The sequence below is a fragment of the Saccharothrix sp. HUAS TT1 genome (assembly GCF_040744945.1).
Classification (GTDB): domain Bacteria; phylum Actinomycetota; class Actinomycetes; order Mycobacteriales; family Pseudonocardiaceae; genus Actinosynnema.
Genome location: NZ_CP160453.1, coordinates 7,539,140 through 7,562,179 on the forward strand (window position 1 = coordinate 7,539,140; position 23,040 = coordinate 7,562,179).

The following is a 23,040-nucleotide window of genomic DNA, read 5'->3' on the forward strand; positions in this document are numbered from 1 at the left end:
CAGTCGCGTTTCCCTTGGGCCTAGGCTGAGGGCGGTTGAGCAGACAGCCGCTCTCTGCCGGCCACTCCCAGGGGATGAAATGGACGATTTCACCGACGTCGTGACGCTCGCGACGCGCGAGGTGTCCGCGGGCGTGGTGGTCGTGGAGGTCTCGGGCGAACTGGACATGGCGACGACGCCGGTGGTGGAGGAGTACGTGCTCCGCCGGCTCGACGACGTGGGCCGGGTGCTGGTGCTCGACCTCTCCGGCGTCACGTTCTTCGGATCGACCGGCATCAACCTGCTGATCACGTTGCGCACGGCGTGCGAGGCGGCGGGTTCGCAGCTGCGGGTGGTGGCGACGACGAAGGTCGTGCTGCACCCGTTGGAGCTGACCGACTTGACCCAGCACTTCACCATCGTCGCGGAGGCGAGCTGAAGTCCTGTCGCCCGCGGGGTTTCGGCCGCCGGTCGGGGTTCAGTCGCCCAGGATCGCCCAGACGACCTTGCCGCCACGCCGCCACGGGTAGCAGCCCCAGGTCCGGCTGAGCGAGGCCACGATCGACATGCCCCAGCCGCCCGGTCGTCGCGACTGGGGCTTGCGCGGTTCGCCCGGGGACTGCCGGGACCTGCGCGGCCGGCCGCCGCGCTGTTCCGGCTCCGCGGGCGGTTCGGGACTGTCGTCGCACACCGCGATGGTCAGCCGGTGGCCGCGCAGCTCCAGCCGCAGCAGCGGTGCGGAGTGCGCGTGCCGGACGGCGTTCTCCACCAGTTCGGTCGCGACGGTGAGGGCGTTGTGGACGAGGTCGGTGACGCGCCAGCGCTCGCACGCCGCGCGGACGAAGTTCCGCGCCAGCAGGCCGCTCTTCGTGGTTCCGGGCAGGCGGGTCTCGTCGTGCCGGCACTCGGGCGGCCGTTCGACGGCGGCGAGGGCCGTGTCCAGGGTGCGGAACCGGGGCACCGAGGTCGCGCTGCTGGTGGTGAGGGCGCGGTGGTGCGCCGGTTCGGCCACCAGCATCACCGGGATTCCCGGCCACTCCGCGACCCGCAGCCACACCATGGCGAAGACGGACAGCAGGGCCGGTGTGGCGCACTCGAAGGCGGCGTCCAGGCGCACGATGACGGCCGTCGGCTCGTCCACTGCGCACTTGAGCAGTTCGTCGCGCAGTTGCCGGTAGGTGGTCAGGTCGAGTTTGCCGGTCGGGCGCACGACCGCCGCGCCGTCCACGTCGGTGCGGTCGATCGTGAGCGCGGTCATGGGGCCGGCTGCCCGTCCGCGCCGCCCGGTGGGCGGGCGGACGTGCCCACGACGATCAGGTATCGCGCTGGCATCAGGTCACCCCGAGCGGTGGATACCCGTGCGGTGCGAACCTACTCGCCTGGCCGCGAGGTGGGAGTGGGCCGGATGGCGCACCTCACCCGGCGGGGGTGGCGACCTTCGGCTTCGGGGTCCACTGGGTGTAGCCGGCGCGCTCGGCCTCGGCGACCGAGCGGAAGGTGACGTCGCCCTTCATCCGCTTGTAGTAGGGCGAGGTCGGGGTGTGGAAGATCATGGACTTCGAGTTCGCCTTCACCTCCAGCTCCTCGTCGGTCGCGGGGGTGGTCTGGGCGATCTGCTCGGTGAGGGTGGCGGCGGGGAGCGCGACGGGCTCCGGCTCGACGGCGACAGCGGCGGGCTCGGCCGGGGCGGACTCGGCCGGGACGGGCTCGGTGACGACGATGGGCGCGGGCGCACCGGCGGGCTCGGTCACGGTGACCGGCGCGAGGGCGGGCTCGGGGTCGGTGGCGGCGGGCTCGGTGGCGGCGGGCTCGGCCACGACGACTGGCGCGGGCTCGGAGGCGGACTCGGCCACGACGATCGGCGCGGGCGCACCGGCGGGCTCGGCGACGGCGGCAGGTGCGGGGGTGACGGGCTCGGCGGTCGCAGGCTCGGACTCGGCGGCGGCAGGTGCGGCGGCGGGCTCGGCCTCAACGACCGGCTCGGACTCGGCGGCGGTAGGTGCGGGAGTGGTGAGCTCGGCGGCGGTCGCAGGCTCGGGCTCGGATGCAGCGGCGGTCGCAGGCTCGGCAGCAAGCTCCGGCTTTGCGGCAGGCTCCGGCTCGGCGGCGGGTGCAGCAGCAGCGGACTCGGCGGTGACAGGCTCAGCGGCGGCAGGCTTGATGGCGGTCGCAGCGGTGGTGGGCGCGGCTGCGGCGGCGGCTGCGGCGGCGGTGGCGGTGGCGGTGGCGGGCGCAGCGGCAGCCGGCTCCGGATCGGCGGCGGCGGACTCCAGCTCGGCAGCGGGCGCAGCGGCGGCGGGCTCCGGCTCAGCGGCGGAGGGATCGGTGGTGATGACCGGCGTGGCTGCTGCAGCCGGGGTGGGCTTGGGGGTGGTGGTGGGTGCGGGTTCAGCGGTCGGCTCGGACAGGCGGGAGCGCAGGTCGCGGATGGTGGGGTTGAGGCGCAGCCAGACGACCGCCGCGCCAGCCACGAACGCCGCCACGCACAGGACGATGGTGAACAACCAGGACACTGCCACTCCTACGGCCACAGCTTGCGGAACAGGACGTCGACCGGACGCGTTCCGACGAGCCGCGCACAGCTCGGTCCACGGGTCGGCATTGGGCGTTGCCGCCCAGCTCGACCCGGAAGCGCACGACCCGTCGGCCGAATTCACCGTGTCGGGAACCACAGACTAAGGACGTGTCAAGCGGCGTTCGGCAGCACCCCCTGCCTGCACCCGCACCGGCTGCACACCGGGTGGGCGGGCAGCCGCACGTCGGCGAGCAGTTTGCGGGCGTCGTCGAACGTCGGCACCCGCTGCCCCGGCACCAGTAGGCTGTCCAGCACCTCCTGCCGCCGACGCGCCAGCTCGCGCGAGCGCTCCACCGGGTCCTTCAACCGCGCCCGCACCCGCTCCCGCGACTGCTCGCGCGCCAACGTGCCCGCCGGGCTCAACGGCCGCCGCGGCCGCGGCTGGGTCAGCCGGGCGTTGCGCCGGTTGACGCGCCACCAGGCGCCCAGCGTCATGCCCGCCACCGGGGGGCGCGCTCGACGCGCGCCCCCCTGCCACCACGACCGCAGCCGCGCACGGAGGAAGTCGTGCGCTACCTGGTCGCGGCTCCTCGGGCTGCCCTGCCTGGCGCCGTCCGGCCTGCGGTCGACCGCCGCGAGCAGGGCATCGACGCTCCACCCCTCGCCGAACCACGGCTCGACGACCCGGCGCACGGCGGCGCGGTGGGCATCGGGCCAGCTCGCGCGCAGGCAGAGCGCCTCGACCGCCGTGTCGATCTCGGCGTCGGTCTCGGGGATGACACGGCCGGGCCACTGACGGGGATCTAGTCGAACGCGCATCGCATGGCTCCCTTCGAACAGCTACCGAACATCCGTTCGAGATAGTGCCACCGACCACCGACAATTCTGGAGTCCCAGTCTTGACTTATATAAGCTGCTCCTGAAATATGCAGGTCGTGCACGCGTTCGACGTTCTCGGCGATCCGGTGCGACGCCGCATCTTGGAGCTGCTGGCCGACGGCGAGCTGTCCTCCGGCGCGGTCACGGAGGTGGTCCGCCGGGAGTTCGGCATCTCGCAGCCCGCCGTCTCCCAGCACCTGCGGGTGCTGCGCGAGAACGGCTTCGCCCGCGTCCGCGCGGAGGGCGCCCGGCGGCTCTACGCGGTGGACGACCAGGGCCTGCGCGAGGTGGACGAGTGGCTGGACCGGTTCCGCCGGTTCTGGAGCGGGCACCTCGACGCGCTGGCCACCGAGCTCGCGCGCGGCAAGCGCGAGCGACGACTCAAGGAGGAAGAACAGTGATCGACCTGGCCGACCAGCTCAAGGCCATCCACCGCGAGGTGGGCGAGGGCCCCTCCGACACCGTCGGCCTGCTGCTGCGCCGCACCTACGACGCCGCGGCGGAGGACGTGTGGGACGCGGTCACCGACCCGGCCCGGCTGCGGCGCTGGTTCCTGCCCGTCAGCGGCGACCTGCGCGAGGGCGGGCACTTCGAGGTGGAGGGCAACGCGAGCGGCGACATCCTGACGTGCTCGCCGCCGAAGCTGCTGCGCGTCACGTACGGCGGCGAGACCAGCGTCGTGGAGCTGCGCCTCACCGCGGACGACGCCGAGCGGACCACCGTCGAGCTGGAGCACACGGTGCCCAAGGCGGTGGCGGGCAGCGGCGCGGGCGCGCTGTACGTCGGCCCCGGCTGGGACGGCGCGCTGCTCGGCCTGGCCCTCCACCTGGCGGGTGAGGTGCTGGAGGGCGACGACCCGGTGGCCGCCGCCAACGCGCCGGAGGTCCAGCGGTTCAACCTGGGCTCCGTCGACGCGTGGACGGCGGCGGTCGAGGCGTCGGGCACCGCCACCGAGGAGGAGCTGGCGGCGGCGGTCGCGGTGGCGAGGGGCCAGTACGCGCCCGACGTGGTCTGACCGGCTACGGCTCGGAGACCTCGGCTTCGACGCCGTCCAGCGTCGCCTCGACGCCGTCGAAGCCGGGGTCCGCGGGCGCCGCGTCGTCGGCACGGCACCCGACCAGGGTGAACAGCAGCACCACGGCTGCTGCCAGGGCCCTCACTTGACGCCGCAGTGGTCGGCCTGGAACCGGTCGACCCGCCGCTGGGCGTCGCCGAGGCGGTCCAGCTGGTCGGCACGGCGCTCCAGCCGCCGGTCCAGCCGTTCGGCGCGGCCGGTGTCGCCGGCTTCCCGGGCCTTCCGCGCCTGCTCGCGCAGCCAGGCCGTCGACCCGTGCACGTCCGCCCCGCCGTTGATGCGGGTGGTGAGCCGGTTGATGCGGCCCTCGATCCTCGGCGCCCGCTCCTCGCACAGCTGCTTCACCTTCTCGGGGCCGATCGTGATGGGCGCGTAGCTGCTCTCCTGGGCGAGGGCCGCGCCCGTCGGGACGAGCCCGAGCCCGAGCGCCGCGGTCCCGGCGACGGCGATGCGGCGAATCCACGTGTTCATGACGCCCACGGTCGCGCGCGCCGGTGAGGGCCGCGTTCGGCCGGTGTTCGGATCGCGCAAAGATCGCCGTTTCAGCTCCCGCCTGGCGGCAACCCTCTTCCCCATGAACGACACCCTGTGGGACGAGTTCCACCGCGTGGTGAACATGACCTCGCACGAGCTGGAGGACTGGCTGCGCACCCGCTCGGCGGGCGAGGACAGCGAGACCGTGCCGGACCAGGCGGGCACGCCGACCGGCCAGGACGTGCTGCGGGTGCTGCGCAAGCGGCGCACGGACCTCACCACCGAGGACGTCAAGGTGATGCGCAAGGTCGTGGAGCGGGTGCGCGAGCAGCGGCGGGAGGACCTGGAGCCGACGGCGGGCGAGGCGCACTGGCGGCGCCGGCTCATGTCCATCGGCCACGACCCGCTCAAGCCCGCCTGAGAGCCCGCCTGAGAGCCTGCTTGGGGGCACGCCTGGGAGCGCGGCCCCGCTCACAACCCGCACGGCCGACCCGAGCCCGAACGGGACACGGCTCGGATCGGCCCCTCACCACGGCACGACCGCCGTCACCCCCCGTCGCTGACGCTGATCTTCTCGGGGCTGGTCCTCTCGGAGTCGCCCAACCGCACCCCCGCCTCGGGGACCAGGCCGAACTGCACGACCTGGCGGCGGGCGAGCAGGTCGGTCAGCCAGTCCACCGCCACCCGCAGCCGGTTGCCGGGCATCGCCAGCAGGTGGTAGCCGCGGGCCACCAGCTTGGCCGGCGGACCGGTCAGCGGCACGTGCAGCGGGTTGGCGACCGCGCTCGGCCCGGCCAGGTCGACCACGAACCCGAGGTCGCGGTGCCGGTACGTGCCGACGTCGCCGTAGCCCAGGGACGCCGCCACGTTGCGCCCGGCCAGCTTGCCCTGCCGCTGCGCGTGCTGCGCCGTCATCGGCGTCGGCTTGCCGTCGTTGAACACGTCCGGCACGGCGGCCACGTCACCGGCGGCGAACACGTGCGGGTGGGTCGGCACGGCCAGCGTCGGGTCGACCACCACCCGCCCCTTCACCGTGGCCAGCGACACCGACTCCACCAGCGGGTCCGGCCGCACGCCGACGCACCACACCAGCGTCCGGGTCGGGATGGAGGTGCCGTCGGTCAGCTTCGCGCAGTCCGCGGTGACCTCCTCGACGCTGGTCTCCAGCCGCACGTCCACGCCACGCCCCCGCAGCACCCGCGAGGCGGGCTCGGACAGCCGCTCGTCCAGGCCGGGCAGCACCCGCGGCGCCATGTCCACCAGCACCCACTTGACCTCGGACTCGGACAGCCCGGTGCGCCCGCGCAGCGCCGAACGCGTCAGCTGCTGCCCCTGAGCCACCAGCTCGGTGCCCGTGTACCCGGCCCCGACCACGACGAACGTCGCCCGCGCCGCCCGCTCGGCCGGGTCGGTCGCCTGCTCGGCCAGCTCGACCTGCCGCAGCACGTGGTCGCGCAGGAAGACCGCTTCGGCGACCGACTTGAAGCCGAACGCGTGCTCGGCCACCCCGGGGATGGACAGCAGCCGGGTGATCGAGCCCGAGGTCAGCACGATCCGGTCCCACTCCAGGACCTGCTCGCGCCCCTCGACGTCCACCACCGCGCACGTCCGCGCGGCTAGGTCGAGCCCGGTCGCGTGCGCCTGCACGAGCCGGGTGCGCGGCAGCTTGGGCCGCAGCGGCACGGCCACCCGGCGCGGGTCGAGCGAGCCGCCGGCGACCTCGGGCAGCAGCGGCACGTAGAGCATGTAGTCGGTGGGGTTGACCGCCACCAGCTCGGCGGCGTCGGCCGGCAGCACGCGTTCCAGGGTGCGCAGGCAGTGGTAGCCCGCGAACCCCGTTCCGACGACCAGCACGCGTGGCTTGCCCATGGCCCGATCCCTCCGCCGACGTCCGTTCGGCCAGCGGGTACCCCGGACCGGGAAGGGGTAGACAACTGACCATGGCCCTGGGACTGCCCGACGCGATCACCGCCTGTCTCTTCGACCTGGACGGCGTGCTCACCAGCACGGCCGTGCTGCACCGCCGCGCCTGGCGGCGCACGTTCGACGACTTCCTGAGCCCGCGCGACGAGCTGCCGTTCACCGAGGCCGACTACCTGACGCACGTGGACGGTCGGCCCCGCTACGACGGCGTGCGCGCATTCCTCGCCTCCAGGGGCATCACCTTGCCCGAGGGCGAGCCGAACGACCCACCGGACCGCGACACCGTGCACGGTGTCGGCAACCGCAAGAACGACCTGCTGGAGGCGATCATCCGACACGAAGGCGTGACCCCCTACCCGGGCACGGTCCCCTACCTGCGCGCCGTCGAGGACGCGGGGCTGGGCATCGGCGTGGTGACCTCGTCGGCGAACGCCCGCAAGGTGCTCGACGCGGCCGACCTCAGCCCGTTCGTGCAGGCGCTGGTGGACGGCGTGGTGATCATCCGCGACGGGCTGGCGGGGAAACCGGCGCCGGACTCGTTCCTGGCCGGCGCGCGGCTGCTGGGCGTGCGGCCGGAGCACGCCGCCGTGTTCGAGGACGCGCTGGCGGGCGTGCAAGCGGGCCGCTCGGGCGGGTTCGGCCACGTCGTGGGCGTGGACCGGACCGGTCAGCGGGAGGCGTTGCTGGCGCACGGCGCGGACGTCGTGGTCGAGGACCTGGCGGAGCTGCTGTGAGCGGTTGGCAGATCCACCCCTGGATGGTGCGCTGGGACGGCCTCGCCGTGGACCAGCTGCGCCGGACCGAATCGGTGTTCGCGCTGTCCAACGGGCACATCGGACTGCGCGGCACGCTGGACGAGGGCGAGCCGCGCGGGCTGCCCGGCACCTACCTCAACGGCTTCTACGAGGAGCACGCGCTGCCGTACGGCGAGTCCGGCTACGGCTACCCGGAGGCCGGGCAGACGGTCGTCAACGTCACCGACGGCAAGGTGATCCGGCTGCTGGTCGGGGACGAGCCGCTGGACATGCGCTACGGGCGGGCCCACGCGCACCAGCGCGAGCTGGACTTCCGCACCGGCACGCTGCGCCGCTGCACCGAGTGGGAGTCGCCGACCGGTCGCCGGGTGACCGTGCGCAGCGAGCGGCTGGTGTCGCTGACCCAGCGGGCGGTCGCGGCGATCCTGTACGAGGTCGAGGCGAACGAGGACGTGCAGCTCGTCGTGCAGTCCGACCTGCTGGCCAACGAGCCGGTGGAGAACGAGGGCGGCGACCCGCGGGTGGCGGCGGCGCTGAACGAGCCGCTGGAGGCCGACTTCGCCCACGCCTCGGACCACCGGGCGATCCTGGCGCACCACGCGCGCAACTCGGGGCTGCGGATGGCCGCCGCGATGGACCACGAGCTGGAGGTGGACGACGGCGTGCGCACCGAGATCCGCGCCGAGGGCGACCTGGCCCGGTTCACCGCCGCCGTCGACGTGCCTGCGGGTGGGAAGTTGCGGCTGGTCAAGTACCTGGGCTACGGCTGGTCCGCGCAGCGGTCGGTGCCCGCGCTGCGGGCGCAGGTCGAGGCGGCGCTGGCGGGCGCGCGGCAGACCGGCTGGGAGGGCCTGCTGGCCGAGCAGCGGCGGTTCCTGGACGACTTCTGGGAGGTCGCCGACATCGAGCTGCACGGCGACGACGAGTTGCAGCAGGCGATGCGGTTCGCGCTGTTCCACATCATGCAGGCCGCGGTGCGCGGCGAGACGCGGGCGATCCCGGGCAAGGGGCTGACCGGGCCGGGGTACGACGGGCACGCGTTCTGGGACACCGAGATGTTCGTGCTGCCGGTGCTGGCCTACACGCTGCCGGAGGCGGCGCGGGACGCGCTGCGGTGGCGGCACTCCACGCTGGACAAGGCGCGGGAGCGGGCCGAGGTGCTCGGCCAGCGCGGGGCGGCGTTCCCGTGGCGGTCGATCAACGGCGCGGAGTGCTCCGCGTACTGGCCCGCGGGGACGGCCGCGTTCCACGTCAACGGCGACGTGTCGCACGCGGTGGCGCAGTACGTCAACGCGACCGACGACCGGCAGTTCGAACGGGACTGCGGCACCGAGATCCTGGTGGAGACGGCGCGGCTGTGGACGTCGCTGGGCCACCACGACCAGCACGGCGGGTTCCGGATCGACGGGGTGACCGGCCCGGACGAGTACTCGGCCGTGGTGGACAACAACGTCTACACCAACCTGATCGCGCAGGAGAACCTGCGCAGCGCGGCGGACGCGTGCGAGCGGCACGAGGACGTGGCCGAGCGGCTGGGCGTGGACGGCGACGAGGTGCGGTCGTGGCGCAAGGCGGCCGACGGGATGCTCATCCCGTTCGACGACCTGCTCGACGTGCACCAGCAGTCCGAGGGGTTCACCTCGCACGCCGAGTGGGACTTCGAGGGCACCGATCCCGACGAGTACCCGCTGATGCTGAACCGGCCGTACTTCGACCTGTACCGCAAGCAGGTGGTCAAGCAGGCCGACCTGGTGCTGGCCATGCACGTGCGCGGCGACGCGTTCACGGCCGAGCAGAAGGCGCGCAACTTCGCCTACTACGAGGCGCGGACGGTGCGCGACTCGTCGCTCTCGGCGGGCACGCAGTCGGTGCTGGCCGCCGAGGTCGGCGCGCTGCGGCTGGCCTACGACTACCTGGCCGAGGCGGCGTTCACCGACCTGCACGACCTGCACCGCAACGTCCACAACGGACTGCACATGGCGTCGCTGGCGGGCGCCTGGGTCGGCCTGGTGGCCGGGTTCGGCGGGATGCGCGACCACCGCGGCGAGCTGTCGTTCGCGCCGCGCCTGCCGCCGGGGCTGTCCCGGATGGCGTTCCGCATGTCGTTCCGCGGCACGCGGCTCGCGGTGGAAGTCGAGCCGGGCTCGGTCACCTACCGGATCATCGGGGGTGAGGCGCTGCGCACCAGCCACCACGGCGAGCCCATCGTGGTGGAGCCGGGCAAGCCGGTCACCCGGTCCACACCGGACGCGCCCGAGCCGCCGGAGCTGACCCAGCCGGCGAACCGCGAGCCGGCGCGGAGGGTGCCGCCCGGCGAGCGGTCGCCGGGCGCTCAGCCGTCGTGAGGGCGCAGGGCGGAAGGCTTGTGCACCGCGTCGCGCCCGCTCTTGGCGCTGCGCACGCGGTACTGGGGGTCCTCCTCCGAGGCCCGCACCTTCCGCCCTGCCGCCTCGACGTCCTCGGTGATCTCCTCGACCACCTCGCCGTGCGTGGTGGAGCCGTGGCTCGACCACTCCACCTCGTCGCCCTTGCGGAACTCCTCGCCCATGGTCCGACCTCCTGGTGACGGGTCTTCCGGTCGTTCCGGGGTACCCCGGAACGAGCTGCGAACACGGAGGTGGGTTGTGGAGGACGACGAGCGCAAGGGCATCCGCGAGGACTTCGACCAGGCGGTGAACATGTCCGCCGCCGAGCTGGAGGCGTGGTTGGAGCGCGCCGAATCCAAAGAGGTCGGTGATTCGTCGGGCGGCGGCGAGTCGACCGGCCACGCCTCCGGTCGCCGGATCGTGACCCTGCTGCGCGCCAAGAAGGCCGAGCTGAGCGACGACGACTACCGGCACATGCGCAAGGTGGTGGGCTACGTGCACCGGCACGAGGCGCAGCGGCCGGACAAGGACGTCGAGCACACGGCCTGGCGGTACTCGCTGATGAACTGGGGTCACGACCCGCTGAAGCGGGCTCGCTGAGGCGGTGGGGATGAGGTGCCCGGCCGGACTCTTGGGGGGATGGGAGTCCGGCCGGGTCTTGTCAGGCGGCCAGTTGGGGGGCGGTGGCCGCCTAAGCCCTCATCGCACGTACAGGTACCCCTGTTACCGGCGACCAATCACGAACTCCGATGGCGACGGGGTGATCTGCGCCATCCCACCGCGTGACACCGTCCACAGAGGGCGACGGGCTGACACCACCGAACCGGGACTCCGCACTACTGCGGCCCCGATCGGGCTTTCTCCGGTCGTCGGGTAACCCACAGGAGTGAGAGGGGCAGCGCTGAGGGCCGCGGCCGGACAGGATGCCGGAATGTGAGCTCAACACCGATCTACGACGAGTTGGCGGCCACCTACCTCGCCGACCTCACACCCGCGGCCGGCGAGCCCGCCGGACCGGACCGACCCGGCCGCCCCGCCGGCCCTCCCCCGGCGCAGGCCGCGCCACCGCACCCGGGCGCGCACCAGTCCCCGCGCTCGGCCGGGCACCAGGCCCAGCACTCGGCCACAGCCCCGGCGCCGGCCACGGTCTCCGTCGCGGTCTCGGTGTCGACACCGGCACCGGTCCCGACACCGGCCACAGCGCCGGCCATGGCACCGGCACCGGCCGCAGTCTCGTCCTCGGTCCCAGCGTCGGCCACGGTCTCGTCCTCGGTCTCGGCGCCGGCACCGGCCTCGGTTCCGGCGCCGGTCCCGCACCCGGAGCCGGTGGCGGCCCGCAGCCGACCAAAGGTCTGAACCACCTCCGATCTTGACACCGCCTCACGCGGCGGAGTAGGACGATCGCAGTCGGTAAGACGAGGTCGCCTACCCCGAAAGGGTGGAGCGGAATGCGTGGAAGAGCGCTGCTGCTGGTCGCGGCCCTGCTCGCCGCCGGCGCGTGCGACGCGGAGCAGATCGACCCGCCCGATCAGGTGACGCTGACCTGGTGGGACTACCTCGACCACTCCCCCATGGCGGACCAGGCCGTCGACAGCCTCCTGGCCCGCTACCAGCAGGGGCACCCCGGCGTCCGGATCGAGCGCACGTCCCTGACCCGCCCGGAGTTCCGGGCGAAGCTCGCCGAGGCGACCGCGTCCGGCGTGTTCCCCGACATCGCCGCCGTCGACTCCACCGACCTGCCCCGGCTGGCTGAGGGCAACGCGGTGGCCGACCTCACCGACCGGTTCGACCGCTGGCGGCTCAAGGACGAGTTCCTGCCGCCGGTGCGCGACAGCGTCGTCCACGACGGCCGGTTCCGCGGCGTGCCGCTGCGCAGCACCACCACCGCCCTGGTCTACAACCGCGACCACTTCGCCGCGGCGGGCGTCACGGACCCGCCGACCACGTGGGAGGGGCTGCGGACCACCGCGCGGGCCCTGACCGCCGCCGACCGGTCCGGCCTGTGCTTCGCCGGCGCGGGCGACGACCTGACCACGACGTTCCTGCCGTTCCTGTGGCAAGCGGGCGGCGACGTGACCGACCTCGGCGACGGGAGGGCGGCCGACGCGCTCACCTACCTCGACCACCTGGTGAACACCGACCGCAGCGCACCTGCCGAGGTCCTGGGCTGGACCGACGCCGATGCCCGGCGCGCGTTCGCCGAGGGCCGCTGCGCGATGGTGATCACCGGGCCCGGCGCGGTGCCCGAGCTGAACCAGGCGGGCCTGGACTGGGCGGCGGCCCGACTGCCCGACGGGGCGGCGGGACCCGCGGGCCAGCTCGGCGGCGAGACGTGGGTGATCGGCCGCAACGGGCAGGTCGACCGGGCGTGGGAGGTGCTGACCTGGCTGGCCGAGGACCCGGACAGCGCGACCGAGTTCGGCGGCGGCCTCGGCGCGCTGCCCAACCGGGCCGACACGGTCGACGCCCTGGCCTGGCAGTGGGACCCGAACGTGCCCGGCTTCGCCGACCAGCTGCGGTCCGCCCGGCCGCGCACCGCCTACGGCCCGGAGTACCCGGAGATCTCCCGCGCCGTCGCCGCGATGGCGGGCCGGGTGCTCACCCGGGAGGGCTTACCCGATCAGGCGATCCTGGACGCCGAGCGGGAGATCGAACCGCTGCTGCGCTAGCCCCGCCCGCCAAGCGTGCGCGTGCCTGTTACCGATCAACTAGCCGTTGTGCCGCAACGTGTTGGGCGGGGTGCACCAGAGGGGGACGCGAACGGGGGCGCGGATGGGCCGAACGGACCCGGGTAACCCGCTGTCATGCGGATCCACACGATGGTGAGCGAACGGCGAGCCGGGAAGAAGGCCGGGCGGAAGGACGACGCCCAGGCCGGTGGCCGGTCGTTCAGCCGGGCCCAGGTGCTCGCGCTCGTCGTGGGCCTGCTGCAGATCGTACTCGCCTCCGTCCCCTTCCTGCCGATGGGCGAGGGCCCGAGCCACACCCTCTACGTGTGCACGGGCCTGGCCGGCGTGGTGCTGGCGTGGCGGCACGGGCACGCCCGCTGCTACGGCGTCCTGCTGCTCCTGCTCTACGGCCAGATGTACATCGACTACGCCGACGAGACCGCCGTCCTGGGCCTGCCGACGTGGGAGACCCTGGCGTACGGCCGGGCGGCCCTGGCCGGTGTGGTGATCGCGTTCATCCCGGCGTTCAAGCGGCGGTAGTCGACGGAGGCCATCGTGCCGTCCGGGTGGAACCGGAGCTTCGCGTCCGGGCTGCGGGCGATCGACTCGAACATCGCGAGGTCGGACTTGGTGGTCGGCCGCCAGTACATGTGGGCGCCGTGGGTGACCCCCATGTCCATCGACATCATGGTGGCGACCGCCCGGTCGTAGCGGCGGCGGCTGAGGTCCGCGCCCCCGGACGCGCGGATGTCGAACACGTCGTGGTCGCCGGTGAGCGGACGCAGCTTCCCCTTCCGGTCGAAACCGTGCACCACCCCGTCGCGCACCACGTATTCGCCGCGTCGTTCGAATTCCGCCATCTTGTCGCGCAGGAAGTCGAACTCGACGCACCGCTGGTCGAAACGGCGCAGCAACCGGTCGTTGAGGTCGAAGTCGGGTAACGAGGGCCGGAAGTACCCGACCAGGCCGCGGTGCTTGCGGGCCGCGCCCAGCCGGATGTCCAGGTCGTCGATGGTCTTGGCCTTCACCGCCTCGGGTTTGGGCAGCGCGCCCTCGCGCAGCCACGCCACCGCGTGCGGGTTCGTCCCGCGCACGTCGATGACGAGGTCCTGCTCGGCGGCCACCTGCTGGAACTTGCGGGCGTGTTCGGTCGGCATGCCGAAAACCGGCTCCACCGACGCCAGGGGGAAGAGGTGATCAGTGCGCACGGCTATTAAGGTCCGCCCGAAATGGGCGTGCACCAGACCGCCGGCTTCGGTTAGCTCGAAGCGTGACCCCTGATTCACTGATCGGACTGCTGGCCGAACCCGAGCGGTTGCGGGTGGCCGCCGCGCTGGTCCTCGGAGCCCGCACCAGTGCGGACATCGCGGAGGCGACCGGGTTGGACGCCCGCCAGGTCGAGAACTCGTTGCGGCGACTGCGGTCGACCGGGCTCGTCGTGACCGACGGGTCCGGCTTGCGACTGCGCGAGGAGCTGTTCAAGGAGGCCACCCGGGTCGAACAGGCGAATCGGGTCCCCGAGGACCCGTTCGTGCGGGATGGGCGGCTGGTGAAGCTCCCCGCGCAGCGCGGACGCAGGCGGGCCGTGCTCGAACAGGTCAGCACCGCGTTCGAGCCGGGTAGACGGTACCCCGAGCGGGACGTGACCGAGGTGCTGCGGCGGTGGTGCGACGGCGGTGAGGTCGACCACGTCACCCTGCGCCGGTACCTGGTGGACGAAGGGCTGCTCAGCCGGGCCGACGGCGAGTACTGGCGCACCGGCGGCCCGGTGAGCGTCTAGCGGGCGCCGGGACGTCCGGACGTCCCCTTGTCGGTCGTGGGGTCGTCCGGTCGTCCGGTGGCGCGCCGGTCAGCCGAAGGTGTCGGGATCGGGGCCGGTGCGCTCGCCCCGGTCCAGCTCCGCCACCCGGCCCATGTCCTCGGCGTCCAGCTCGAAGTCGAACAGGGCGAAGTTCTCGGCGATCCGGCTCGGCGTCACCGACTTGGGGATGACCACGTTGCCCAGCTGCACGTGCCAGCGCAGCACGACCTGCGCCGGTGTGCGGCCGTGCTTGTCGGCGATGCCGGTGATCACCGGGTCGGCCAGCAGCGCGCCCTGCGCCAGCGGGCTCCACGCCTCGGTCGCGATGCCGTGCCGGGCGTGGAAGGCGCGCAGCTCGGCCTGCTGGAGCCGCGGGTGCAGCTCGACCTGGTTGACCGCGGGCACCGCGCCGGTGGCCTCCACGATCCGCTCCAGGTGCGCGGGCTGGAAGTTGGACACGCCGATGGCCCGGACCCGGCCGTCGGCGAGCAGCTTGCCCAGCGCGCGCCAGGTGTCGACGTACCGGTCCTGCGCGGGCGCGGGCCAGTGCACCAGGTACAGGTCGACCCGGTCCAGGCCGAGCCGGTCGGCGCTCGCGTCGAACGCGCGCAGCGCCTCGTCGTAGCCCTGGTCGGAGTTCCACAGCTTGGTGGTCACGAACACCTCGTCGCGCGGCAGCCCCGAATCCGCGACGGCCCGGCCGACCGGTTCCTCGTTGCGGTAGGCGGTGGCCGTGTCGATGCTGCGGTAGCCGACCCGCAACGCCTCCGAGACCGCGCGGTGCGTGTCCTCAGTGGACACCTGGAAGACGCCGAAGCCGAGCTGCGGCATGGTGACGCCGTTGTTCAGGGTGATGGTCCTCATGAGCCTCCATCATGCACCGTGCCGGCGCCCGCCACGCTCCGGACCGGGTCGTCCCGCGACACCGGCGGGTACTGCTCGGCCGGGAAGTGGTTACTCCCGCGCTGCCCGGGTAGGCCCTGGTCATGGGATTCGAACGGGCGGTGGTGACGGGCGGGGCCGGGTTCCTCGGGTCGCACGTGTGCGAAGCGCTGCTCAAGCGCGGCACGCGGGTGGTCTGCGTCGACGACTTCCGCACCGGGTCGCCCGCCAACCTGCCGGACGACCCGAGGCTCGGCGTGGTGGTCGAGGACGTGGCCACACCGCTGCACCTGCTCGGCGACGTCGACCTGGTGGTGCACCTGGCGTGCCCGGCGTCGCCGGTCGACTACCTGCGGATGCCCGTCGACACGCTCAAGACCGGCGGGTTCGGCACGCTGCACGCGCTGGAGCTGGCGCGGCGCAAGGGCGCGCGGATCGTCGTCGCGTCCACCAGCGAGGTGTACGGCGACCCGCTGGAGCACCCGCAGCGCGAGACGTACTGGGGCAACGTCAACCCGATCGGCCCGCGCAGCGTCTACGACGAGGCCAAGCGCTTCGGCGAGGCGCTGACCAGCGCGTTCCACCGGGAGTACGGGGTGGACGCGGGCATCGTGCGGATCTTCAACACCTACGGCGCCCGGATGCGCCCGGACGACGGCCGGATGATCCCGACGTTCGTGCGGCAGGCCCGCGCCGGCGAGCCGCTGACCGTGCACGGCGACGGCGAGCAGACCCGGTCGCTGTGCCACGTGGACGACCTCGTGCGCGGGCTGCTGTCCATGGCCGACAGCGACCACCCCGGACCGGTGAACCTCGGCAACCCGGAAGAGGTCACCGTGCTGGAGGTGGCGCGGAAGGTCGTCGAGCTGACCGGCAGCACGTCCACGATCGAGCACGTCGACGCCATGACCGACGACCCGCGGCGGCGGCGCCCGGACATCTCGCTGGCCCGCGAAGTGCTGGGCTGGCAGCCGGAGATCCCGCTGGACGAGGGGCTGCGCCGCTCGTTCGACCGCGAACTCGTCGGGTAGTCGGACGGTCACCCGTCCACACAGGAGCGAAAGGGGAAAGCCGTGCGCGTGCTCGGTGTCAACGCGGTCTTCCACGACCCCGCCGCCGCCCTCGTGGTGGACGGCGAGGTGGTGGCCGCCGCCGAGGAGGAGCGCTTCTCGCGGCGCAAGCACGGCAAGCGGCCCGTGCCGTTCTCGGCGTGGGAGCAGCCCGAGCTGGCCGCGCGGTGGTGCCTGGAGCAGGCCGGGCTCACCCCGGCCGACCTGGACGCCGTCGCCTACTCCTACGACCCGGACCTGGTCGAGCCGAGCGACGTGCCGTGGGAGGACCTGCGCACCCAGTACGCCCGGCGCGCGCCGTACTTCCTGGCCACCGCGCTGCCCGGGCTGGACCCGGCGATCGTGCGGTTCGTGCCGCACCACGTCGCGCACGCGGCGTCCGCGGGGCTGGCCGCGCCGTTCGGCGGCGACTGCGCCGTGCTGGTCAACGACGGTCGCGGCGAGTGCCGGTCGCACCTGGCGGGCAGCTACCGCGGCCACGGGCTGGAGACGTTGGCCGCGCAGCACCTGCCGCACTCGCTCGGCCTGCTGTACGAGGACCTGACCGAGCACCTGGGCTTCCTGCGCTCCAGCGACGAGTACAAGGTGATGGCGCTGGCCTCCTACGCCGAGCCCAAGCACCTCGACCTGCTGCGCGAGCACGTCCGCGCGACCGGGGACGGCGGGTTCGACGTCACGCCGCTGGACTGGGCGACGCTGGCCAAGCGCCGCGACCCGGACGGCGAGGTGACCCGCGAGCACGCCGAGCTGGCGGCCAGCGTGCAGGTGCGGGTGGAGGAGGTGCTGCTGGACCTGGTCCGCTGGCTGCACGAGCGGACCGGCCAGAAGCGGCTGGCCATGGCGGGCGGGGTGGCGCTGAACTGCGTGGCGAACACCCGGATCTTCGCCGAGGGCCCGTTCGACGAGGTGTGGGTGCAGCCGGCCGCCGGTGACTCGGGGACGGCCCTCGGTGCGGCGCTGTCGGTCGTGGCGGACGAGGGCGAGCCCGCCGCCGCGATGCCCGGCGCCGACCTCGGTCGGTCGTGGACCGACGCGGAGGTCGAGGAGTGCCTGCGCACCGCCAAGATCGCGTACGAAGAGCCTGCCGACGTGGCCGTCGCGGTGGCCGAGGCGTTGGCGGACGACCAGGTGGTCGCCTGGTTCCAGGGGCGCAGCGAGTACGGGCCGCGGGCGTTGGGCCGCCGGTCGCTGCTCGCGCACCCCGGTCGGGCGGAGAACCTGGCCAGGCTCAACGAGGTGAAGGGGCGCGAGCAGTTCCGACCGGTCGCGCCCATGGTGCTGGCCGACCGCGCGGCCGAGCTGTTCGAACGGGGACCGCTGCCCAGCCCGTACATGCTGTTCGTGCACGACGTGCGGCCGGAGTGGCGCGACCGCATCCCGGCGGTGGTGCACGTGGACGGCACCGCGCGCGTGCAGACCGTGGACCCGGCGTCGGAGCCGCTGGTGGCGCGGGTGCTCCGGGAGTTCGACCGGCGCACCGGCGTGCCCGTGGTGGTGAACACGAGCCTGAACACGGCCGGTCGGCCCATGGTGGACGACCCGCGCGACGCGCTGGAGTGCTTCGGCTCGGCGCCGGTCGACCTGCTGGCCATCGGCCGGTTCGTGGTGCGCCGACACCGTGCCGCGGGGCAGCGATGAGCGTCGACTACGCGGTGGTGATCCCGACCGTCGGCCGCGACAGCCTGCGGACCGTGCTCGACGCGTTGGAGCACGGTGACGGCCCGCCGCCGCGCGAGATCATCGTGGTGGACGACCGCCCGGACCCCGGCCCGCTGCCGCCGACGCACTCCGCGCGGGTGCTGCGCAGCGGTGGCCGCGGACCGGCGGCGGCCCGCAACGCCGGGTGGCGCGCCGCGTGCTGCGAGTGGATCGCGTTCCTGGACGACGACGTGGTGCCGTCGCGGTACTGGAAGCAGCGGCTGGCCGACGACCTGGAACGGCTCGGGCTGGACGTGGGCGCGTCGCAGGCCCGGATCGTCGTGCCGCTGCCGGCGGACCGCGAGCCGACCGACTGGGAGCGCGGGACGGCCGGGCTGGCACGGGCGCGGTGGATCACCGCGGACATGGCGTACCGGCGGGCGGCGCTCGTGCGGGCGGGCGGGTTCGACGAGCGGTTCCCGCGGGCGTACCGGGAGGACGCCGAGCTGGCGCTGCGGGTGCAGGGGCGCGGGTACCGGATCGTGAACGGCGATCGCGTGACCGCGCACCCGGTGCGGCCGGCGGGGTTCTTCGCCAGCTTGAAGCAGCAGCGCGGCAACGCGGACGACGCCCTGGTGCGGCGGTTGCTGGGGCCGGGGTGGCGGGAGCGGATGGGCGGCGCGCCGGGGCGGCTGCGGTGGCACGCGGCCACCAGCGCGGCCGGGGTGGCGGCGGTCCTGAGCGGGCTGCTCGGCCGGCGGAGGGCGGCGTTGGCGTTCGGCGCGGCGTGGGCCGGGTTGACCGGGTGGTTCGCGGCGGAGCGCATCAAGCCCGGGCCGCGCACGCGGGCCGAGGTGGTGAAGATGGTGGTGACGAGCATCGCCATCCCGCCGGCGGCGTGCGCGCACCGGCTGCGCGGCGAGGTCCGGCACCGGGGGGTGCCGGTGGCGGGGCGGGAGCGGGGTCGGCTCACTCCGGTGGTGGCGGCGCTGGGCCGGTTGCGCGGGCGGGTGAAGTCGCGCGGGTCCGCGGTCGCCCCGGACCGGGCGGGCGGTTCCGCCGCGCTCTCGGCGGCGGCGCGCGGTTCCGGTGGTGGCTCGCGGGTGACGCGGGATTCCGACGCCGATTCCCGGGCGGTGCGGTGGTGAGGGTCCTCGTGCTGCGCGCGCTCGGCCTCGGCGACCTGCTGACGGCCGTGCCGGCGTTGCGCGGGCTGCGGCGGGCGTTCCCGGGGGCCGAGATCACGTTGGCGGCGCCGGGGTGGTTGGCCGACCTGGTCGCGCGGATCGACGCGGTGGACCGCCTGCTGCCCACCGAGGGCCTCGTGCCCATCGACTTCGACTCACCCGACCTCGCGGTCAACCTGCACGGGCGCGGGCCGCAGAGCACCGAGCTGCTGCGCGCCACTCATCCGGCCCGCCTGATCACCCACGGCGTGCACGTGCCGTGGCCCGCGCACCAGCACGAAGTCCTCCGGTGGTGCCGGTTGCTCGCCCAGTTCGGCATCGCGTGCGACCCCGCCGACCTGCACCTGCCGCCGCTGCCGGCCAACGGCGCGATCGTGGTGCACCCCGGCGCGAGCCACGGCGCGCGCCGGTGGCCCGCCGAGCGGTTCGCCGAGGTGGTCCGCGCGCTCGGCCCGGACGTGGTGGTGACCGGCAGTGAGGCGGAGGCGCCCCTGGTTCATTCCATCGCCCAGGGCCGCACGCGGATGGGTGATCTGGCCGGATTGCTGGACCTGGTGGCGGGCGCACGGCTCGTCATCTGCGGTGACACCGGCGTGGCCCACGTGGCCACCGCCTACCGCACGCCGTCCGTGGTGCTGTTCGGGCCGGTGTCCCCCGCCGAGTGGGGGCCGAGGGGAGGGCCGCACCGGGTGCTGTGGCGCGGGACGACCGGCGACACGTTCGCCGACCGGCCCGACCCGGGGCTGCTCGGGATCACCCCGGCCGAGGTGCTGGACGCCGCGCGATCGCTGCTGGGAGGTGGACCGTGTCCAGGATCGGCGTCATCGGCGCGGGTTATGTCGGGTTGACCACCGCCGCCTGCTTCGCGCGGCTCGGGCACACCGTGGTGTGCGCGGACGTGGACGGGGCGAAGGTCGCGGCCCTGGGCCGGGCCGAGGTCGGCGCGCACGAGCCGGGGCTGGCGGACCTGGTCGCGGAGGGCTTGGCGGCCGGGCGGCTGCGGTTCGTGCGCGGCAACGGCGAAGCCCTGTCCGATGTGGACTTCGTCTTCCTCTGCGTGCCGACGCCGACCGGCGCGGACGGCGCGGCCGACCTCGCGGCGGTGCACGCGGTGCTGCGCGAGGCGCGGGACGCCGTCGCGCCCGGCTGCGTGCTGGTGATCAAGTCGACGGTGCCCGCCGGCACGGCGGACCAGGTCGCGCGGCTGGTCGGGCGGTCGGACGTGCACCTCGTGTCCAACCCCGAGTTCCTGCGCGAGGGCCACGCCGTGGACGACTTCCTGCGGCCCCAGCGGGTCGTCGTCGGCTCGGCGGTCGAGGAGGCGGCCCGGCGGGTCGTCGCGCTGTACGCGGGCACGGGCGCGCCGGCGCTGGTCACCAGCAGTTCGAGCGCCGAGCTGGTGAAGTACGCGAGCAACTGCTTCCTGGCGATGAAGCTGTCCTACGTCAACAGCCTGGCCGAGCTGTGCGAGCAGGTGGGCGCCGACATCGGCGACGTGACCGAGGGCATGCGGCTGGACGACCGGATCGGCGCGTCGTTCCTCGACCCGGGACCGGGCTGGGGCGGTTCGTGCTTCCCCAAGGACACCAGGGCGTTGCTGTCCACGGCGGAGGACGCGCGGGTCGACTTCCCGCTGCTGCGGGCGACCATCGGCACGAACGGCCACCAGGCGCACCGCGTGGTCTCGATCGTGCGGGACGCGGTGGGCGGCTCGCTGGACGGGGTCCGGCTCGGGCTGCTCGGCCTGACCTTCAAGGCGGGCACCGACGACCTGCGCGACTCCCCCGCCCTCGCGGTGGCCGCGCTCCTGGCGGCCGGGGGCGCGCGGCTGACCGGCTACGACCCGTGCGTGGCGGCGGACTGCGGGCCGGTGCGGGTGCTCGACTCGGCCGAGGCGGTCGGCGCGGGCGCCGACGGGCTGGTGGTGCTGACCGAGTGGCCGGAGTTCGCCGAGCTGGACTGGCCCAACCTGGCCGCCGCGATGCGCCACCCGGTCGTCGTCGACACCCGCAACCTGCTGCCGCACGACAAGGTGGCCGAGGCCGGTTTCCACGTCATCGCCCTGGGCCGTCCGGTGAAGCCCGTGACGACCACCGGTGCTCAAGCCGCACGTCGGGACCGTGCCTGAGTGGCAGCGGTGGGGCCGGGCGTCGAACCCGCGCGGGTCCCGCCGGGCGCTACCCGCGCGGGTCCCAGCGGAAGAAGCGGACGGCCAGGCCGGTGGCGGCGACGATCCACAGCCCCAGCGAGAGGGCGGCCGGGCCGACCTGGCCGGCCGGGCCGCCCCACGCCGCCTGCACCAGGACGCCGAGGCCGCTGCCCGGCACCAGGAACACCCACGGGTCGAGCGCGCCGCCCTGCCCGATCAGCCCACCGATGACCAGGGCGAAGAAGAACGGCGTGGTGGTGATCTGGGCCAGCTCGGCGGTGCTGGTGACGCCGCTGGTGCACACGCCCGCCGCGCAGGCCAGCGCCGTGCCGCCGACCAGCACCAGGGCCAGCAGCTCGGGCCGGGCGGGCAGCGGCGCGCCCGCCGCCACCGCGATGCCGAGCAGCACCAGCGACTGGACCAGGGCCAGCACGGCGACCGGCAGCAGGACGCCGGTCAGCACGACCACGTCCGACGCCGCGCCGGTCCGCAACCGCTTCAGGTAGAGGTCCTGCCTGCGGGCGGTCAGCGCGGTCGTCACCGTCACGTACACGGTGAACCCGAAGGCGAACAGCAGCTGGAGGGTGATGACCATCGGCCAGCCCTCCTCCTGGCCGTCCATGGTCAGCGCGAAGTAGGCGCCGGCCGCCAACGGCATCAGCACGGCCAGCGCGGCGGCGGTCCGGTTGCGCAGCAGGAGCTTCAGCTCGGCCACGCCCAGTGCGGTGATCACGCGGTCACGACCTCCCTGCCCGTCCGGGCGCTGTGGAAAACGTCCTCCAGCGACGCGTGGTGCGCGCGGACCCGACCCAGCCGCAGGCCCTCCCGCCCCGCCCACGCCAGCAGCAGCGCCAGGTCGTCCTGCAGCTCACCGGTGCGGACCTCGACCCGGCCGGACGGCCGGTGCACGACGTCGCCCGCCAGCAGCGGCAGCTCGCCGACGTCGACCCGCTCCGGCAGGTCGAACGAGATCCGCGCGGGCTGGGCGGCGAGCACGTCCACCAGCGCGCCGGACACGGCCACCACCCCCTCGTGCATGATCGCCAGCCGGTGCGCCAGCGACTCGGCCTCCTCCAGGTAGTGCGTGGTCAGCACCACGGTCGTGCCCTCGGCCAGCAACCCGCGCACCACCTCCCACGTCCGCTGCCGCGACTCGGGGTCGAGCCCGGTCGTCGGCTCGTCCAGGAACAGCAGCTCCGGGCGGCCGAGCACGGCCAGCGCGAGGTCGAGCCTGCGCCGCTCGCCGCCGGAGAGCTGCTTGATCCGCACGTCGCGCCGGCGCCCCAGGTCCAGCCGGTCCAGCACGTCCTCGGTGGCCCGCCGACCGCTCGTCGCGGACCACAGCCCCACCATCTCGCGCGCCGTCAGGTCGGCCGGGAACCCGCTGTCCTGGAGCATGACCCCGGTCCGCGGGCGCAGCTCGGCGCGGTCCCGGAACGGGTCGTGCCCCAGCACCCGCACCCGGCCCGCGTGCGGGGCGCGCAGCCCCTCCAACGTCTCCATGGTCGTGGTCTTGCCCGCGCCGTTGGTGCCGAGGAGCGCGAACAGCTCCCCCCTGCCCACCTCGAAGTCGACCCCGCGCACGGCTTCGAAGTCCCCGTAGCGGCACCGCAGGCCCGCCACGTCGATCACCGTCTCCCTCATGGCCACCATGCTGGTCGCGGGCGGCCGCCGCCCC

At 73.9% G+C, this 23,040-nt stretch carries 26 protein-coding genes; 15 read left to right on the forward strand and 11 right to left on the reverse strand.

What is annotated here, in order from left to right:
• The first annotated feature begins 79 nt into the window (after positions 1-79).
• Positions 80-418 (forward strand): STAS domain-containing protein, encoded by a 339-nt coding sequence (locus AB0F89_RS32950; RefSeq protein ID WP_367129671.1) that lies wholly within the window; start codon positions 80-82, stop codon positions 416-418.
• A 39-nt stretch (positions 419-457) separates the two neighbouring features.
• Here the strand turns inward: AB0F89_RS32950 and AB0F89_RS32955 are convergent, their stop codons facing one another.
• The 3 genes from AB0F89_RS32955 to AB0F89_RS32965 form a co-directional block, all read right to left on the reverse strand.
• Positions 458-1,237: an ATP-binding protein gene (locus AB0F89_RS32955; protein WP_367129672.1), complete on the reverse strand. Its 780-nt coding sequence runs from the start codon at positions 1,235-1,237 to the stop codon at positions 458-460.
• A 157-nt stretch (positions 1,238-1,394) separates the two neighbouring features.
• Positions 1,395-2,492, reverse strand: coding sequence for a hypothetical protein (locus tag AB0F89_RS32960; RefSeq protein ID WP_367129674.1), 1,098 nt, complete (start codon positions 2,490-2,492; stop codon positions 1,395-1,397).
• Positions 2,493-2,665: 173 nt separating this feature from the next.
• Positions 2,666-3,313, reverse strand: coding sequence for a hypothetical protein (locus AB0F89_RS32965; RefSeq protein WP_367129676.1), 648 nt, complete (start codon positions 3,311-3,313; stop codon positions 2,666-2,668).
• Between the two features lie 116 nt (positions 3,314-3,429).
• Between AB0F89_RS32965 and AB0F89_RS32970 the strand changes: the two genes are divergently transcribed.
• The gene (locus AB0F89_RS32970; RefSeq protein ID WP_367129678.1) at positions 3,430-3,774 is read left to right on the forward strand and encodes an ArsR/SmtB family transcription factor; all 345 of its coding nucleotides are present in this window, start codon (positions 3,430-3,432) and stop codon (positions 3,772-3,774) included.
• Positions 3,771-4,388 carry an SRPBCC domain-containing protein gene (locus AB0F89_RS32975; RefSeq protein ID WP_367129680.1) on the forward strand — a complete coding sequence of 206 codons (618 nt, stop codon included), beginning with the start codon at positions 3,771-3,773 and terminating at the stop codon, positions 4,386-4,388. Before AB0F89_RS32970 ends, AB0F89_RS32975 begins: the two co-directional genes overlap by 4 nt.
• 4 nt (positions 4,389-4,392) lie before the next feature.
• Here the strand turns inward: AB0F89_RS32975 and AB0F89_RS32980 are convergent, their stop codons facing one another.
• Positions 4,393-4,533, reverse strand: a complete 141-nt coding sequence (locus AB0F89_RS32980; protein WP_367129682.1) for a hypothetical protein — start codon at positions 4,531-4,533, stop codon at positions 4,393-4,395.
• Complete coding sequence (locus tag AB0F89_RS32985) at positions 4,530-4,919, reverse strand: hypothetical protein (RefSeq protein ID WP_367129684.1); 390 nt, start codon at positions 4,917-4,919, stop codon at positions 4,530-4,532. Before AB0F89_RS32985 ends, AB0F89_RS32980 begins: the two co-directional genes overlap by 4 nt.
• 103 nt (positions 4,920-5,022) lie before the next feature.
• On the opposite strand from AB0F89_RS32985, the gene AB0F89_RS32990 reads away from it, so the two are divergent.
• Positions 5,023-5,343, forward strand: a complete 321-nt coding sequence (locus AB0F89_RS32990) for a DUF3140 domain-containing protein (protein ID WP_367129686.1) — start codon at positions 5,023-5,025, stop codon at positions 5,341-5,343.
• Between the two features lie 125 nt (positions 5,344-5,468).
• Here the strand turns inward: AB0F89_RS32990 and AB0F89_RS32995 are convergent, their stop codons facing one another.
• Complete coding sequence (locus AB0F89_RS32995) at positions 5,469-6,791, reverse strand: NAD(P)/FAD-dependent oxidoreductase (protein ID WP_367129688.1); 1,323 nt, start codon at positions 6,789-6,791, stop codon at positions 5,469-5,471.
• A 71-nt stretch (positions 6,792-6,862) separates the two neighbouring features.
• Between AB0F89_RS32995 and AB0F89_RS33000 the strand changes: the two genes are divergently transcribed.
• Both AB0F89_RS33000 and AB0F89_RS33005 read left to right on the forward strand, forming a co-directional pair.
• The gene (locus AB0F89_RS33000) at positions 6,863-7,579 is read left to right on the forward strand and encodes an HAD family hydrolase (RefSeq protein WP_367129690.1); all 717 of its coding nucleotides are present in this window, start codon (positions 6,863-6,865) and stop codon (positions 7,577-7,579) included.
• 23 nt (positions 7,580-7,602) lie between these two features.
• Complete coding sequence (locus tag AB0F89_RS33005; protein ID WP_367139095.1) at positions 7,603-9,945, forward strand: glycoside hydrolase family 65 protein; 2,343 nt, start codon at positions 7,603-7,605, stop codon at positions 9,943-9,945.
• Here AB0F89_RS33005 and AB0F89_RS33010 read toward each other — a convergent pair.
• Positions 9,933-10,148: a DUF2945 domain-containing protein gene (locus tag AB0F89_RS33010; RefSeq protein ID WP_367129692.1), complete on the reverse strand. Its 216-nt coding sequence runs from the start codon at positions 10,146-10,148 to the stop codon at positions 9,933-9,935. The genes AB0F89_RS33005 and AB0F89_RS33010 overlap by 13 nt on opposite strands.
• A 76-nt stretch (positions 10,149-10,224) precedes the next feature.
• Between AB0F89_RS33010 and AB0F89_RS33015 the strand changes: the two genes are divergently transcribed.
• The 3 genes from AB0F89_RS33015 to AB0F89_RS33025 all read left to right on the forward strand — a co-directional run bounded on the left by AB0F89_RS33015 (position 10,225) and on the right by AB0F89_RS33025 (position 13,175).
• Complete coding sequence (locus AB0F89_RS33015) at positions 10,225-10,566, forward strand: DUF3140 domain-containing protein (protein ID WP_367129694.1); 342 nt, start codon at positions 10,225-10,227, stop codon at positions 10,564-10,566.
• Positions 10,567-11,414: 848 nt separating this feature from the next.
• The gene (locus AB0F89_RS33020; protein ID WP_367129696.1) at positions 11,415-12,635 is read left to right on the forward strand and encodes a sugar ABC transporter substrate-binding protein; all 1,221 of its coding nucleotides are present in this window, start codon (positions 11,415-11,417) and stop codon (positions 12,633-12,635) included.
• 135 nt (positions 12,636-12,770) lie between these two features.
• A complete protein-coding gene (locus AB0F89_RS33025; RefSeq protein ID WP_367129698.1) occupies positions 12,771-13,175 on the forward strand; it encodes a hypothetical protein in 405 nt (134 codons plus the stop codon).
• Here the strand turns inward: AB0F89_RS33025 and AB0F89_RS33030 are convergent.
• A complete protein-coding gene (locus tag AB0F89_RS33030) occupies positions 13,061-13,843 on the reverse strand; it encodes a hypothetical protein (RefSeq protein WP_367129700.1) in 783 nt (260 codons plus the stop codon). The two genes, AB0F89_RS33025 and AB0F89_RS33030, sit on opposite strands and share 115 nt — an antisense overlap.
• Before the next feature lie 62 nt (positions 13,844-13,905).
• Between AB0F89_RS33030 and AB0F89_RS33035 the strand changes: the two genes are divergently transcribed.
• Complete coding sequence (locus tag AB0F89_RS33035) at positions 13,906-14,415, forward strand: DUF2087 domain-containing protein (protein ID WP_367129702.1); 510 nt, start codon at positions 13,906-13,908, stop codon at positions 14,413-14,415.
• 69 nt (positions 14,416-14,484) lie between these two features.
• Here the strand turns inward: AB0F89_RS33035 and AB0F89_RS33040 are convergent, their stop codons facing one another.
• Positions 14,485-15,300 (reverse strand): aldo/keto reductase, encoded by an 816-nt coding sequence (locus AB0F89_RS33040; RefSeq protein WP_367129704.1) that lies wholly within the window; start codon positions 15,298-15,300, stop codon positions 14,485-14,487.
• A gap of 122 nt (positions 15,301-15,422) precedes the next feature.
• On the opposite strand from AB0F89_RS33040, the gene AB0F89_RS33045 reads away from it, so the two are divergent.
• From AB0F89_RS33045 to AB0F89_RS33065, 5 genes are read left to right on the forward strand one after another with little or no spacing between them, the layout of a single operon-like run.
• The gene (locus AB0F89_RS33045; RefSeq protein WP_367129706.1) at positions 15,423-16,349 is read left to right on the forward strand and encodes a UDP-glucuronic acid decarboxylase family protein; all 927 of its coding nucleotides are present in this window, start codon (positions 15,423-15,425) and stop codon (positions 16,347-16,349) included.
• Between the two features lie 42 nt (positions 16,350-16,391).
• On the forward strand, positions 16,392-18,026 hold the full coding sequence (locus AB0F89_RS33050) for a carbamoyltransferase (RefSeq protein ID WP_367129708.1): 1,635 nt from the start codon (positions 16,392-16,394) through the stop codon (positions 18,024-18,026).
• The gene (locus AB0F89_RS33055; protein ID WP_367129710.1) at positions 18,023-19,174 is read left to right on the forward strand and encodes a glycosyltransferase family 2 protein; all 1,152 of its coding nucleotides are present in this window, start codon (positions 18,023-18,025) and stop codon (positions 19,172-19,174) included. The genes AB0F89_RS33050 and AB0F89_RS33055 overlap by 4 nt, the downstream gene beginning before the upstream one ends.
• Complete coding sequence (locus AB0F89_RS33060; protein WP_367129712.1) at positions 19,168-20,061, forward strand: glycosyltransferase family 9 protein; 894 nt, start codon at positions 19,168-19,170, stop codon at positions 20,059-20,061. Before AB0F89_RS33055 ends, AB0F89_RS33060 begins: the two co-directional genes overlap by 7 nt.
• Positions 20,019-21,341, forward strand: coding sequence for a UDP-glucose/GDP-mannose dehydrogenase family protein (locus AB0F89_RS33065; RefSeq protein ID WP_367129714.1), 1,323 nt, complete (start codon positions 20,019-20,021; stop codon positions 21,339-21,341). The genes AB0F89_RS33060 and AB0F89_RS33065 overlap by 43 nt, the downstream gene beginning before the upstream one ends.
• Positions 21,342-21,390: 49 nt before the next feature.
• Here AB0F89_RS33065 and AB0F89_RS33070 read toward each other — a convergent pair whose 3' ends face one another.
• Both AB0F89_RS33070 and AB0F89_RS33075 read right to left on the reverse strand, forming a co-directional pair.
• Positions 21,391-22,095, reverse strand: a complete 705-nt coding sequence (locus AB0F89_RS33070) for an ABC transporter permease (RefSeq protein ID WP_367129715.1) — start codon at positions 22,093-22,095, stop codon at positions 21,391-21,393.
• Positions 22,092-23,006, reverse strand: coding sequence for an ABC transporter ATP-binding protein (locus AB0F89_RS33075; RefSeq protein WP_367129717.1), 915 nt, complete (start codon positions 23,004-23,006; stop codon positions 22,092-22,094). The genes AB0F89_RS33070 and AB0F89_RS33075 overlap by 4 nt, the downstream gene beginning before the upstream one ends.
• Between the last annotated feature and the right edge of the window lie 34 nt (positions 23,007-23,040).